Origin of the sequence: Thauera sp. SDU_THAU2 (assembly GCF_038260575.1) — a bacterium.
In the GTDB taxonomy this organism is placed as follows: domain Bacteria; phylum Pseudomonadota; class Gammaproteobacteria; order Burkholderiales; family Rhodocyclaceae; genus Thauera.
Genome location: NZ_JBBWUN010000003.1, coordinates 2,468,915 through 2,482,420, shown reverse-complemented (window position 1 = coordinate 2,482,420; position 13,506 = coordinate 2,468,915). Strand labels below are relative to the sequence as shown.

At 67.6% G+C, this 13,506-nt stretch carries 11 protein-coding genes and 1 pseudogene; 9 read left to right on the top strand and 3 right to left on the bottom strand.

Going from position 1 to position 13,506, the window contains the following annotated elements; all coding sequences use genetic code 11:
• Window positions 1–135 precede the first annotated feature (135 nt).
• Both uvrB and AAFL97_RS13040 read left to right on the top strand, forming a co-directional pair.
• Window positions 136–2,232, top strand: coding sequence for an excinuclease ABC subunit UvrB (gene uvrB / locus AAFL97_RS13045; RefSeq protein ID WP_341645281.1), 2,097 nt, complete (start codon window positions 136–138; stop codon window positions 2,230–2,232).
• Between the two features lie 17 nt (window positions 2,233–2,249).
• Complete coding sequence (locus AAFL97_RS13040; RefSeq protein ID WP_263459992.1) at window positions 2,250–2,720, top strand: low molecular weight protein-tyrosine-phosphatase; 471 nt, start codon at window positions 2,250–2,252, stop codon at window positions 2,718–2,720.
• Between the two features lie 90 nt (window positions 2,721–2,810).
• Here the strand turns inward: AAFL97_RS13040 and AAFL97_RS13035 are convergent.
• A pseudogene (locus AAFL97_RS13035) lies at window positions 2,811–5,968 on the bottom strand (Rne/Rng family ribonuclease).
• A 445-nt stretch (window positions 5,969–6,413) separates the two neighbouring features.
• Here AAFL97_RS13035 and AAFL97_RS13030 point away from each other — a divergent pair.
• Together AAFL97_RS13030 and AAFL97_RS13025 are read left to right on the top strand one after the other, a co-directional pair.
• A complete protein-coding gene (locus tag AAFL97_RS13030; RefSeq protein WP_341645280.1) occupies window positions 6,414–7,373 on the top strand; it encodes an RluA family pseudouridine synthase in 960 nt (319 codons plus the stop codon).
• Window positions 7,374–7,377: 4 nt separating this feature from the next.
• Complete coding sequence (locus AAFL97_RS13025) at window positions 7,378–8,034, top strand: HAD-IA family hydrolase (RefSeq protein WP_341647162.1); 657 nt, start codon at window positions 7,378–7,380, stop codon at window positions 8,032–8,034.
• A gap of 137 nt (window positions 8,035–8,171) precedes the next feature.
• Here AAFL97_RS13025 and AAFL97_RS13020 read toward each other — a convergent pair whose 3' ends face one another.
• Complete coding sequence (locus tag AAFL97_RS13020; RefSeq protein WP_341645279.1) at window positions 8,172–8,915, bottom strand: SAM-dependent methyltransferase; 744 nt, start codon at window positions 8,913–8,915, stop codon at window positions 8,172–8,174.
• On the bottom strand, window positions 8,912–9,487 hold the full coding sequence (locus tag AAFL97_RS13015) for a Maf family protein (protein ID WP_341645278.1): 576 nt from the start codon (window positions 9,485–9,487) through the stop codon (window positions 8,912–8,914). Before AAFL97_RS13015 ends, AAFL97_RS13020 begins: the two co-directional genes overlap by 4 nt.
• Window positions 9,488–9,702: 215 nt before the next feature.
• On the opposite strand from AAFL97_RS13015, the gene AAFL97_RS13010 reads away from it, so the two are divergent.
• From AAFL97_RS13010 to fabD, 5 genes are all read left to right on the top strand, one after another.
• Window positions 9,703–10,248 carry a YceD family protein gene (locus AAFL97_RS13010; protein ID WP_341645277.1) on the top strand — a complete coding sequence of 182 codons (546 nt, stop codon included), beginning with the start codon at window positions 9,703–9,705 and terminating at the stop codon, window positions 10,246–10,248.
• A gap of 29 nt (window positions 10,249–10,277) precedes the next feature.
• Window positions 10,278–10,457 (top strand): 50S ribosomal protein L32, encoded by a 180-nt coding sequence (gene rpmF, locus AAFL97_RS13005; RefSeq protein WP_068634644.1) that lies wholly within the window; start codon window positions 10,278–10,280, stop codon window positions 10,455–10,457.
• A 102-nt stretch (window positions 10,458–10,559) separates the two neighbouring features.
• Window positions 10,560–11,576 carry a phosphate acyltransferase PlsX gene (gene plsX / locus AAFL97_RS13000; RefSeq protein ID WP_341645276.1) on the top strand — a complete coding sequence of 339 codons (1,017 nt, stop codon included), beginning with the start codon at window positions 10,560–10,562 and terminating at the stop codon, window positions 11,574–11,576.
• On the top strand, window positions 11,573–12,538 hold the full coding sequence (locus AAFL97_RS12995; RefSeq protein WP_341645275.1) for a beta-ketoacyl-ACP synthase III: 966 nt from the start codon (window positions 11,573–11,575) through the stop codon (window positions 12,536–12,538). Before plsX ends, AAFL97_RS12995 begins: the two co-directional genes overlap by 4 nt.
• Before the next feature lie 36 nt (window positions 12,539–12,574).
• A complete protein-coding gene (fabD, locus tag AAFL97_RS12990; protein WP_341645274.1) occupies window positions 12,575–13,504 on the top strand; it encodes an ACP S-malonyltransferase in 930 nt (309 codons plus the stop codon).
• Window positions 13,505–13,506: the final 2 nt, after the last annotated feature.

The following is a 13,506-nucleotide window of genomic DNA, read 5'->3' as shown; positions in this document are numbered from 1 at the left end:
AGGGGTTGTACGGTGGCGAGGCCGCGTAACAGGAATGGCGTTGGCCGTGCCTTGTTGCGCGATTTGGGAAATAATCGGCGTTTTCGTCCGGCGCACCGTCCTTGGTGCACCGCACACGCAAGGCGAAATATTAGCATGACGAGTCAAGGCAATAGCGCGGGAAGCACCGCGTCCGGCAGCCCGGCGAACGAGCCGAGCGTGGTGAGCTACGAAGGCAGCCCTTTCCGCCTGCACCAGCCGTTTCCGCCCGCCGGCGACCAGCCCGAGGCGATCCGCCTGCTGTGCGAAGGGGTCGAGGACGGGTTGATGTACCAGACCCTGCTGGGGGTGACCGGCTCGGGCAAAACCTACACGATGGCCAACGTCATCGCCCGCATGGGGCGGCCGGCGCTGGTGCTGGCGCCGAACAAGACGCTGGCGGCGCAGTTGTACGCCGAGTTCAAGGAGTTCCTGCCCGAGAACGCGGTGGAGTATTTCGTCAGCTACTACGACTACTACCAGCCCGAAGCCTACGTGCCTTCGCGCGACCTCTTCATCGAGAAGGACTCCTCGGTCAACGAGCACATCGAGCAGATGCGGCTGTCGGCGACCAAGAGCCTGATGGAGCGGCGCGACGTGGTCATCGTCGCCACGGTGTCGTGCATCTACGGCATCGGCGACCCGGTCGATTACCACGCGATGATCCTGCACCTGCGCGAAGGCGAGCGCATGGCGCACCGCGACCTGATCCAGCGCCTGGTGGCGATGCAATACACCCGCGCCGACATCGACTTCCGCCGCGGCACCTTCCGCGTGCGCGGCGACGTCATCGACGTGTTCCCGGCGGAAAACGCGGAACTCGCGGTGCGGATCGAGATGTTCGACGACGAGATCGAGCACCTGACCCTGTTCGACCCGCTCACCGGCCATCTGCGCCACAAGCTGGCGCGCTTCACCGTGTATCCGTCCAGTCACTACGTGACGCCGCGCGCCACGGTGCTGAAGGCGGTCGAGGCGATCAAGGAAGAGCTGCGCGAGCGCGTCGCCTTCTTCCAGCGCGAAGGCAAGCTGGTGGAGGCGCAGCGCCTCGAGCAGCGCACCCGCTTCGACCTCGAGATGCTCAACGAGATGGGTTTCTGCAAGGGCATCGAGAACTACTCGCGCCATCTTTCCGGCCGCGGCCAGGGCGAGCCGCCGCCAACGCTGATCGACTACCTGCCGGCCGACGCGCTGCTGTTCGTCGACGAGTCGCACGTCGCCATCGGCCAGGTCGGCGGCATGTACAAGGGCGACCGCTCGCGCAAGGAGAACCTGGTCGGCTACGGCTTCCGCCTGCCCTCGGCGCTGGACAACCGGCCGCTGAAGTTCGACGAGTTCGAGCGCCTGATGCCGCAGACGATCTTCGTCTCGGCCACGCCGGCGAAGTACGAGGAGGAGCACCAGGGCCAGGTGGTCGAGCAGGTGGTGCGTCCGACCGGCCTGATCGACCCGCTGGTCGAGGTGCGGCCGGCGCTGACCCAGGTCGACGACCTGCTGAGCGAGATCAAGAAGCGGCTCGCGGTGAATGAGCGCGTGCTGGTCACCGTGCTGACCAAGCGCATGGCCGAGGACCTGACCGACTACCTCGCCGACAACGGCATCCGGGTGCGCTACCTGCACTCGGACATCGACACCGTGGAGCGGGTCGAGATCATCCGCGACCTGCGCCTGGGCGAATTCGACGTGCTGGTGGGCATCAACCTGCTGCGCGAGGGCCTGGACATTCCCGAAGTGTCGCTGGTGGCGATCCTCGATGCCGACAAGGAAGGCTTCCTGCGCTCCGAGCGCTCGCTGATCCAGACCATCGGCCGCGCCGCGCGCCACCTGCACGGTACCGCCATCCTCTACGCCGACCGCATGACCGACTCGATGAAGGCGGCGATCGGCGAGACGGAGCGCCGCCGCCAGAAGCAGATCACCTTCAACGAGGCCCACGGCATCGTGCCGAAGTCGGTGACGAAGCGGATCAAGGACATCATCGACGGGGTTTATGATTCGGACGGTGCCAAGCGCGACACCGCGCGCGTGGCCGAGAAGGAAGCCGACTATGCGGTGATGGACGAAAAGGCGCTGTCGCGGGCGATCAAGCGCCTGGAGAAGGAGATGCAGGAACATGCCCGCAACCTGGAGTTCGAGAAGGCTGCCGCGGCGCGCGACGAGCTGTTCAAGCTTCGCCAGCGCGCGTTCGGCGCGGATCAGCACGGCAGTGTGTGACGAGGAGGGGAGGAGAAATGGTGAGAATCCTGTTCGTTTGTTCCGGCAACATCTGCCGATCGCCGACCGCCGAAGGCATCGCGCGGCATTACATCCAGACCGGCGCGCTCGAGAGCCTGATCGAAGTCGATTCGGCGGCCACGCATGGCTCGCATGTGGGCGAGGCGCCCGACCCGCGTGCGCGCAAGGCGGCGCAGCAGCGCGGCTACGACCTGTCGGATCTGCGTGCGCGCAAGCTGCACGTATCCGACTTCCAGCGTTTCGATCTCGTGCTGGCGATGGATCGCGGACACCTGGAATACATGCAGCGCATGTGCCCGGAGGTTTACCAGCCGCGCCTGGGCCTGTTCATGGACTATGCGCGGGACAGCGATCTCGACGAAGTGCCTGATCCGTATTACGGCGGGCCGAAGGGCTTCGACGTCGTGCTGGATCTGTGCGAGAGCGGGGTGCGCGGCCTGCTGGAGAGCGTGACGACCCAGGCTTGAGCCGGGCGTGGACCATGTCGGCGCCTGAATGAGAAAAAGGCCACTCCCGCAAGGGAGTGGCCTTTTCGCATGCCCGGATCGAACGGGCGCTCAGTTGCGCGTCTCGACCTGCTGCAGCGCTTCCTCGACGATGACGGGAGCCGGGCGCGGCTTGCGGCCGAGGCGGACCGGTTGTTCCGGCTCACCGGTGCCGAATGTGGCACGCTTGGTCGGATCGGTTTCGATCATGACCAGGCCGCTTTCGCCCGGAACCGAAATCGGCGCGCTCGGCGCCACGGGAGCGGTGGTTTCGTCAGCCGTCGCCTCGCCATTGGTCGTCCGGGCGGCGATGGCAGCACGCTCGATCAGCGAGGGCGCAGTATCGGCTGCGGCCGGTGCTTCGACTGCAGCCGCTGCGTTTTCCTCGATAGCCGGTTGGGCGACGGCCTCTTCGGTAGCAGGCTGCTCTTCCCGTGCTTCGTCTGCGGCTGCTTCGCTTGCTGCAGGCAGTGCGGCCTCGTTGGCGAGATTGGTCGCCGGAGCCGGTGCTTCCGCTTCGGTTTCCGTCACCGGGGTGTCGGCTGTCGCCGTTTCGATTGCTGCGGCATCGGCCGCCGCGGCATCGGCCGCCGCGGTATCGATCGCTGCAGTGGGGGCTGCCTCGATTTCCGGGGCGGCGGCCTCGGGCAGTGGAGCGGATTCGTCTTCGACAGTCTGCGCGGCTTCTGCAACCGGGACTGCGATCGGCTCGACGGCAGCCACTTCGGTCACGGCGGGCGCTTCGGCCGGCTTTTCTTCAGTTGCCGCAGGTTCGACCTGCTCCACCGGGGCTTGCTGTGCCTCGGCTGCGGCCGGCTCGGCAGGCGTCGGCTGTGCGCTTACTTCGACAACGGTTTCGGCAGCGGCGGGTGCGGCTTCCACGGCAGGGCTTTCCTCGGCCGGGGCGGTGGGAACCGTGCTGGCACCTTCTGCTGCCACAGCCTCGTCGGCCGCTGCGTTCTGTTCCGCGTCGTTCTGCGCTGTGGCATCCGCCAGGGCTTCGCCCGAGCGGCGGCCGCGACCGCGGCCGCGGCGGCGGCGCTTCTCGCCGGAGGCGCCTTCTTCGCCGCTGGCGGCGTCGGCCGGGCGGCTTCAGCCGCGGTGGCGGCGGCAACGGCGGTCAATGCGGCGGCAGACTTCAGCAGTTCGTCGTTGCTTTCGGCGGCCGGCGTCCCGGGCGCCGGGCTGCCGGTGGCCGGCACGCCGGCGGCTGCCAGGGTTTCGGCTGCGCGGTCGTTGCTGCGCTCGCCACGGTTGCGGCCACGGCCGCGGCCTTCGGTGCGCTCGCTGCTGCGTTCGGCCTTGTCGGCGCGCTGCGGCTTGTCGGTGGCCTCGGTGCGCTCCTGGCGTTCGCTGCGCACGCCACGGCTGCTTTGCGCATCGCCATCGCGTTCGCCACGGCGGCTGCGGTTGCCGCCGTTGCGGCGCCCTTCGCCATTGCGTTCGCCGCGTGTGCGGGATTCGCGCTTCGGTGCCGCTTCGGCGACCGGCTCGGGGGCGGGGGCGGCCTGCGGCTTGCTGCCGGTGAACCAGCTCATGATGCGCGTCAGCAGGCCCTTCGGCGCCGGTGCGGCGGGCACTTCGGCAGGCGCCTGTGCCGCACTGGCGGCGACCGGCGCGGGCTGGGCCGGGGCGATGCCCTTGACCGCGGCTTCCTGGCGGGCCGGGCGCTCGTTGTTCGTGCTCGGCAGGCGGGCGACGTCCTCGGCGGGCTTCTGCACCATCTGGTAGCTTGCCAGCGCGATGTCCTCGGCGTTGAGCTGGTCGTGGCGCAGGCGGATGATCTCGTGCGCCGGCGTTTCGAGGTGGCGGTTGGGCACGATGATGAGCTGCACCTTGTGGCGCATCTCGATGCGGGCGATGTCGACGCGCTTCTCGTTGAGCAGGAAGGTGGCGACATCGACCGGCACCTGCAGGTGCACCGCGCCGGTGTTCTCCTTCATCGCTTCTTCTTCGAGGATGCGGACGATGTGCAGCGCCGACGATTCGGTGCTGCGGATGTGGCCGGTGCCGTTGCAGCGCGGGCAGGTGATGTAGCTGGTCTCGGCCAGGGCCGGGCGCAGGCGCTGGCGCGACAGTTCGAGCAGGCCGAAGCGGCTGATCTTGCCGGTCTGCACGCGGGCGCGGTCGTGGCGCAGCGCGTCGCGCAGGCGGTTTTCCACTTCGCGCTGGTTCTTGGCCGACTCCATGTCGATGAAGTCGATCACGATCAGGCCGCCGAGGTCGCGCAGGCGGAGCTGGCGGGCGATCTCGTCGGCCGCTTCGCAGTTGGTGCGGAAGGCGGTTTCCTCGATGTCCGAGCCCTTGGTGGCGCGGCCGGAGTTGACGTCGATCGACACCAGCGCCTCGGTGTGGTCGATGACCACGGCGCCGCCCGAGGGCAGGCCGACCTGGCGCGAGTAGGCCGATTCGATCTGGTGCTCGATCTGGAAGCGCGAGAACAATGGCACGTCGTCGCTGTAGCGCTTCACGCGGGCGACGTTGGCCGGCATGACGTGGCCCATGAACTGGCAGGCCTGTTCATAGACGTCGTCGGTGTCGATCAGGATCTCGCCGATGTCGGGCTGGAAGTAGTCGCGGATCGCACGGATGACCAGGCTGCCTTCCTGGTAGATCAGGAAGGCGCCGCTCTGACCCTGCGCCGCGCCTTCGATCGCGCGCCACAGTTGCAGCAGGTAGCTCAGATCCCAGGACAGCTCTTCGGCGCTGCGGCCGATGGCGGCGGTGCGGGCGATCAGGCTCATGCCCTGCGGCACGTCGAGCTGGTCCATCGCTTCGCGCAGCTCGGCGCGCTCGTCGCCTTCGACGCGGCGCGATACGCCGCCGCCGCGCGGGTTGTTCGGCATCAGCACCAGGTAGCGGCCGGCCAGCGAGATGTAGGTGGTGAGCGCCGCGCCCTTGTTGCCGCGCTCGTCCTTCTCGACCTGGACGATCAGCTCCTGGCCTTCCTTCAGCGCTTCCTTGATGGAGGCCTTGCCGGCGTCCACGCCGGGCTGGAAGTAGGAACGGGAAATTTCCTTGAACGGCAGGAAACCGTGGCGCTCGGCGCCATAGTCGACGAAGGCCGCTTCGAGGCTGGGCTCGATGCGGGTGATGACCGCCTTGTAGATGTTGCTCTTGCGTTCTTCCTTCGAGGCCGATTCGATATCGAGGTCGATCAGTTTCTGACCATCCACGATCGCGACGCGTAGTTCTTCGGCCTGCGTCGCATTGAAAAGCATGCGCTTCATTTGGATCGTTCTCCCGCGTCAGGAGCACGGGCAGGACGAACGGCGCGCACCATCGCGCTTTCCGGGTTCAGGAGCGATTGGGTAGGGCTTCTGTTTGCATCCGGTGGGTTAGTCGGGCTGTGATGGGTCGGCTGGTCGATATTCTCTTGTTCCCGCCAGCGGGCCGGTCTTGGGGCCGCCGGGCCGGAACATTTGATCCTGCAAGTGCGAGTAACGCGTCAAAATCCAACCCAGGGGCTGGACGGGTGTATCGAAGTTGGCGATTGCGTTACCATCGGCGCCTTTTTTGGCATTGGATGGCACGCAGCGGCGACGCCGGGAGCGCTCTTCAGGGCTCATCGCCAGCAGTTTGCCGTCGTCTTGAGGCCCGTCGTTTCGACGTACGGAGCCTCGACTGATGCACTTGGCTGGCAGCGACCGGGTCGACCGCCCGAAAGTATATTTCATGACGACTATCGAAGGCAAAAGCATTGCGGTAAGACACGAGCGCATCGACGAGGTTTCGGCCGGGCAGCGCATCGACAATTACCTGCAGCGCATCGCCAAGGGTGTGCCCAAGAGCCACATCTATCGCATCCTGCGCAGCGGCGAGGTGAGGGTGAATGGCCGGCGGGTGCAGCAGACCTACCGCCTGGCCGAAGGCGACGAAGTGCGCATTCCGCCGATCCGCGTCGCCGAGCCCGTGCGCAGCACGCCCGCGCCGGCGGGCAGGCCGCTGCCGGTGGTGTACGAGGACGATGCGCTGATCGTCATCGACAAGCCGGCGGGCAAGGCCGTGCATGGCGGCAGCGGCGTCAGCTACGGCGTCATCGAGCAGCTGCGGGTGCAGCGGCCGGAAGTGCGCATGCTGGAGCTGGCGCACCGGCTCGACCGCGAGACTTCGGGTCTGCTGATCGTGGCGAAGAAGCGCTCCGCGCTGACCGTGCTGCACGACATGCTGCGCGAAGGGCGCATCGAGAAGCGCTACCTGACCCTGGTGGCGGGACGCTGGAACAACCCCTTGCAGCATGTGAAGGCGCCGCTGCTGAAGTATCTGACCGCCGAAGGCGAGCGCCGCGTGCGCGTCAGCGACGAGGGCAAACCTTCGCACAGCATCGTGCGGCTGGTGAAGCGCTGGCGCGACTACAGCCTGCTCGAAGTGGAACTGAAGACCGGCCGCACCCACCAGATCCGGGTGCATCTGACGCATCTCGGTTTTCCGCTGTGCGGCGACGACAAGTATGGCGACTTCGCCCTCAACAAGCGGCTGGAAGGCGAAGGGCTGAAGCGCATGTTCCTGCATGCGGCGCGGCTCTCGTTCCAGCATCCGCTGAGCGGCGAGATGTTGTCCTTCGAGGCGGCGCTGCCGCCGGAACTGCAATCCTTCATCGACGCCCTGGGCGTTGCGGAGAAGACGAGTGGCTGAGCGAATGGTTGAAGGCTTCGATCTGATCGTGTTCGACTGGGACGGTACGCTGCTCGATTCGGCAGCGGCCATCGCCCAGGCCATCCAGGCTTCCTGCCGTGATCTTGGTCTGCCCGAGCCGAGCGACGAGCAGGCGCGCTACGTGATCGGGCTGGGGCTGGGCGAAGCCTTGCGCCATGCGGTGCCGGCGCTGCGCGAGCCCGACTATCCGCGCATCATCGAGCGCTATCGCCATCATTTCCTCGCCATGGACCACGAGCTGCGCCTGTTCGACGGCGTGCCGCAACTGATCGCCGAACTGGCCGGACGTGGCCGCATGCTGGGGGTGGCGACCGGCAAGAGCCGTGTCGGCCTGGACCGGGCGCTGGCGCATACCGGGCTGGGCGCGCATTTCCTCGCCACGCGCTGTGCCGACGAGTGCTTTTCGAAGCCGCATCCGGCGATGCTGGAGCAACTGATGGACGAACTCGGTGCCGATCCGGCGCGCACGCTGATGGTGGGCGACACCACCCACGACATGCAGATGGCGCGCAACGCCGGCGTGGCCGGGCTGGCGGTGGGTTTCGGTGCGCATCCGCTGGCGGCGCTGGAGGCCGAGCAGCCGCTGGCCTGCGTGCGCACGCCGGGCGACATGGCGCGCTGGTTGCTGGAGCGCGCCTAAGTTTGTTGCCTTCACGGTGCCGGGAAGCCTCTTCCCGTAGCGGCTTCAGCCGGGGCGCCTAGCCGCGAACAGGGCCTCGCTGCTGCTTCCACGGCTGCATTCGCGGCCGTTCCTGCAACGGCAGTATGGGCGCCAGCCTAAGCCAGCAGCAGGAACAGGCAGGGCCGTTTTGCCAGCACCGGGCGGGCGGCCCTTTTCCATTCGCGCACGCTGCGCGTATGGATGGCCTCCTCGGCAGTGTTGAGTTCGCGGGCGACGCAGACGCGGGTGTCCGGCTTCAGCGTCTTCAGCAGCGCGTCGAACATGCGTTCGTTGCGATAGGGCGTCTCGATGAAGATCTGGGTGCGGCCGAGCTTGCGCGATTCGTCTTCCAGCGTGCGCAGCGCGGCGTCGCGGCCGGCTTCGTCGACCGGCAGGTAGCCGTGGAAGGCAAAGCTCTGGCCATTCAGGCCCGAGCCCATCAGGCCGAGCAGGATGGAGGATGGCCCGACCAGCGGGGCGACGCGGATGTCCAGCGCGTGGGCGCGCGCCACCAGGCGGGCGCCGGGGTCGGCGACGGCGGGGCAGCCGGCGTCCGACATCAGGCCCAGGTTGCGGCCTTCCAGCGCTGGAGCGAGCAGGGCGTTGAAAGCGGCGTCCTGGGCGCTTGACGGATCGGACGGCAGTTCGCGGATGTCCGTGTCGCGCAGCGGGTGGGGGTAGTCGAGCCGCTTCAGGTGGGCGCGCGCGGCGCGGGCGTTTTCGACGACGAAGTGTTCCAGGCCGGCGGCGATCGCCTGCGCCTGGGCAGGCAGGAAGCCGGGCCAGGGTGTCTCGCCAAGGGAAACGGGAACGAGGAACAGTGTGCCGCGTTCGCCGGCGGGGGAGTGGGCGGCGCTCATGGCAGGGCGAGACCTTCGGCGCGCAGCATGCGCGACAGCGCGATCAGCGGCAGGCCGATCAGCGCCGTGGGGTCGTCGCCGGACAGGGCTTCGAGCAGGGTGATGCCGAGGCCCTCGACCTTGGCGCTGCCGGCGCAGTCGAGCGGGCGTTCGGTGGCGACGTAGCGGCGGATCTCGTCTTCGCTCAGGCTGCGGAAGCGCACCTGCGTCGGCACGCCTTCGATCTGCAGGCGGCCGCTGCGGGTATTGAGCAGCGCAAGCGCGGTGTGGAAAGTCACGGTTTGGCCGCTCATCTGCCGCAGTTGGGCGATGGCGCGCTCCTCGCTGCCCGGTTTGCCGAATACCTGGCCGCCGATGTGGGCGACCTGGTCGCCGCCGATGATCAGCGCGTCCGGCCAGGCCGGTGCCACGGCGCGCGCCTTGTCGGCGGCCAGGCGTTCGGCAGTGGCGTCGGGGGCTTCGCCCGGCAGCGGGGTTTCGTCGGTGTCGGGGTGTGCGGTCTCGAACGGGATGAGCAGGCGTTCGAGCAGCATCCGCCGGTAGGCGGAGGTGGAGGCGAGGATCAGCTTCATTGCGTGGTTCGGCAGGTGGGCGGGGATGGCGGGCCGATCGAGTGATCGTCCCGGGTGTGGTTCCCCTTGCGGGGAGGGGCGCCCGGCACAGGGGCGCCCGGCTAGGGGGCTCGGTTTCGAAGCGCCCCGTTCCAGGCCGGGGAGAGGCACGCGCGGGGCGTCTTCCCTTCAATGGCTTTGACACAAAGCCTGAAAAAATAATATCATGCACGGCTATGTCGCAACGAGGCGCGTCGCTCGGCAGGATTGCCGATCCCTTCCGTTTCGCCGCCGAGGCACGGACCCTGTCGGGCGAGGTCGAGGTGGCGGAATTGTCGCGTCTGGCTGATGTGCTGGCCAGCGATGCGGGCGTGGTGGGCTGGAAGATCGAGGGCTCGCTGGCTGAACGGGCGCTTGCCGAAGGCAGCTCGTCCGGCCGGCAGGAACCCCGGCTCAGGCTGGTGCTCGAAGGGCGGCTGGATCTGCGTTGCCAGCGCTGCCTGGCGGGTTTCGACTGGCCCTTGGCGGTCGAGACCGTGCTGCAGCCGGTGAGGGCGGGACAGCCCATCCCCGACGAGGAGCTCGAAGACGACGAAGTCGATGCGATCGAGGTCGAGGAAGATCTCGACGTGCTGGCGCTGGTCGAGGAAGAGATCCTGCTGGCCTTGCCGATCGCACCGCGACACGAACAATGTGAGGCGCCCCGGGGAGTCAACGGGGCCAACGAAGAATCGCCTTTCGCTGCGCTGGCGTCGCTGCGAGGCAGTCATCGCGCAGACTAGGCGCATCAATTTGTATCAGGAGTATTTCCATGGCCGTCCAACAGAACAAGAAGTCCCCCTCCAAGCGTGGCATGCACCGTTCCCACGATTTCCTGACCGCGCCGGCGCTGGCCGTCGAGCCGACCACCGGTGAAGTCCACCTGCGCCACCACGTCAGCCCGAGCGGCGTCTACCGTGGCAAGAAGGTCATGAAGGCCAAGGGCGAGTAATCCTGCTCCCGGTACGCGAAGGCGGCGTATGGCGCTTTGCGCCTGCGCCGCTTTTTTTCCGCGCATTCTTTATATTTTCCGCCTGAGTCACGCGAGATGCCGATGGGTGTCACCATTGCGATCGACTGCATGGGTGGCGATCACGGCCCGGCCGTGACCGTGCCTGCCGCGCTGTCCTTCCTGCGCAGCCATGCCGATGCAAACGTAATCCTGGTCGGCCGGGAAGAGGCGATCCAGCCTCTGCTCGGTACGGCCCAATCTGAATTCGGCGCCCGTCTGAAGCTGCGCCCTGCGTCCGAGGTCGTCACCATGGACGACCCGCCGGCGATCGCCATGCGCACCAAGAAGGACTCCTCGATGCGCGTGGTGATGGACCTGGTCAAGGCCGGCGAGGCGAGCGCCGCCGTATCGGCCGGCAACACCGGCGCGCTGATGGCGATCTCGCGCTTCGTGCTGAAGACGCTGCCCGGCATCGACCGGCCGGCGATCGCCACCGTGCTGCCGTCGATGAAGGGCCATACCTATGTGCTCGACCTCGGCGCCAACGTTGACTGTTCGGCCGAGCACCTGCTGCAGTTCGGCGTCATGGGCTCGTCGCTGGTTGCGGCCATCGAGCACAAGGAGCGTCCGAGCGTCGGCCTGCTCAACATCGGCGAGGAGGCGATCAAGGGCAACGACGTCGTCAAGGAGGCGGCCGACCTGCTGCGTGCCAGCGGACTCAACTTCTACGGCAACGTCGAAGGCGACGACATCTACGAAGGCACGGTGGACGTCGTCGTGTGCGACGGCTTCGTCGGCAACGTCGCGCTCAAGACCTCGGAAGGGCTGGCGCAGATGCTGGGGGCGATGCTCAAGCAGGAGTTCAGCCGCTCGCTGCTGACCAAGCTGATGGCTGCCGTGGCGCTGCCGGTGCTCAAGCGTTTCAAGCAGCGGGTCGATCATCGCCTTTACAATGGTGCGCCGCTGCTGGGCTTGCGCGGAGTGGTGCTCAAGAGCCATGGATCGGCCGACGTGCTCGCTTTCAGCACTGCGCTCGCGCGTGCGGCCGAGGCAGCGTCGAACCGGCTCATCGAGCGGATTTCCGAACGGATGGCGAGCATGAACGAGGTGAAGGCATGATCTACGCAAGGATCGCGGGCACGGGCAGCTATCTGCCCGGTGAGCCGGTCAGCAACGACGATCTGGTCGCACGCGGTATCGATACGTCGGACGAGTGGATCGTCTCGCGCTCGGGCATCCGCAGCCGCCATCTGGCCGCTGCCGACGTCGGTGCCAGCGATCTGGCGCGGATCGCCGCCGAGCGCGCGATCGACGCGGCGGGCTGCGAGGCCGAGGACATCGACCTGATCATCGTCGCCACCTCGACGCCGGACTACATCTTCCCGAGCACGGCCACGCTGCTGCAGTCCAAGCTCGGCATCCGCAACGGCGGGCCGGCGTTCGACGTGCAGGCGGTATGCAGCGGCTTCGTCTATGCGCTGTCGGTGGCGGAGAAGTTCATCTGTTCCGGCAGCCACAAACGTGCGCTGGTGGTCGGCGCCGAAGTGTTCTCGCGCATCCTCGACTGGTCCGACCGCGCCACCTGCGTGCTGTTCGGCGACGGCGCCGGCGCGGTGGTGCTCGAAGCCTCGGCGCAGCCGGGCATCCGCGCGTCGGCGCTGCACGCCGACGGCAGCCACCATCCGATCCTGTGCGTGCCGGGCGGCGTCGCCTCGGGCCAGGTCATCGGCGACCCCTTCCTGCGCATGGACGGCCAGGCGGTGTTCAAGTTCGCGGTCAAGGTGCTGGGTGAAGTGGCCCACGAAGTGCTCGACGCCGCGGGCGCCACTGCCGACAGCGTCGATTGGCTGATCCCGCACCAGGCCAACATCCGCATCATCCAGGCCACGGCCAAGCGCCTGGGCCTGTCGATGGACAAGGTCGTCACCACGCTGGACCACCACGGCAACACTTCGGCGGCGTCGATTCCGCTGGCGCTGGACGAGGCCGTGCGCAACGGCCAGATCCGTCCGGGGCATCGCATCGTCGTCGAAGGCGTCGGCGGCGGCTTCACCTGGGGCGCGGCCCTGATCGACTTCTGATTCCTCATTCCAACTTCTGACAACCGGAGAGCAGGCATGGCATTTGCGCTGGTTTTTCCCGGGCAGGGTTCGCAATCGGTCGGCATGATGGCCGCCTACGGCGAAGCCGCAGTGATTCGTGAAACCTTTGCCGAAGCGTCCGATGCGCTGGGCGAGGATCTGTGGGCCATGGTGTGCGACGGTCCGGCCGAGCGCCTGGCGCTGACGGTCAACACCCAGCCGCTGATGCTGACGGCGGGCGTCGCCGCCTGGCGCGCCTGGCTGGCCGCGGGCGGCCCCAGGCCGGCGCTGGTGGCCGGGCACAGCCTCGGTGAATACTCCGCATTGGTCGCTGCCGGGGCGATGGCCTTCAAGGATGCCGTGCCGCTGGTGCGCTTTCGCGCCCAGGCGATGCAGGAAGCGGTGCCTGCCGGCGAAGGCGCGATGGCCGCGGTGATGGGCCTGGATGCCGATGCCGTGCGCGAGGCCTGTGCCGAAGCCGCGCAGGGGCAGGTGGTCGAGGCCGCCAACCTGAATGCACCGGGCCAGATCGTCATCGCCGGTGCGAAGGCCGCGGTCGAGCGCGCCGGCGAGATCGCCAAGGCCAGGGGTGCCAAGCGCGCCGTGCTGCTGCCGGTGTCCGCGCCTTTCCACTGCGCCTTGATGCGCCCGGCGGCCGAGCGCCTGGCCGAACGCCTGGCGGACGTCGCCATCAGCCGGCCGGAAATCGACGTCATCAACAACGTCGATGTCGCCGTCTATGACGATCCCGAGAAGATCCGCGACGCCCTGGTGCGCCAGGCCTATTCGCCGGTGCGCTGGATCGAGCTGGTGCAGGCGATGGCTGCGCGCGGCATGAGCCACGTCATCGAATGCGGGCCGGGCAAGGTGCTGGCCGGCATGACCAAGCGCATTGCCAAGGATGTGGAAGGCGGTTCGGCGCACGATGCGGCGAGCCTCGAACAGTCGATTGCGGCGGTGAGGTGAAT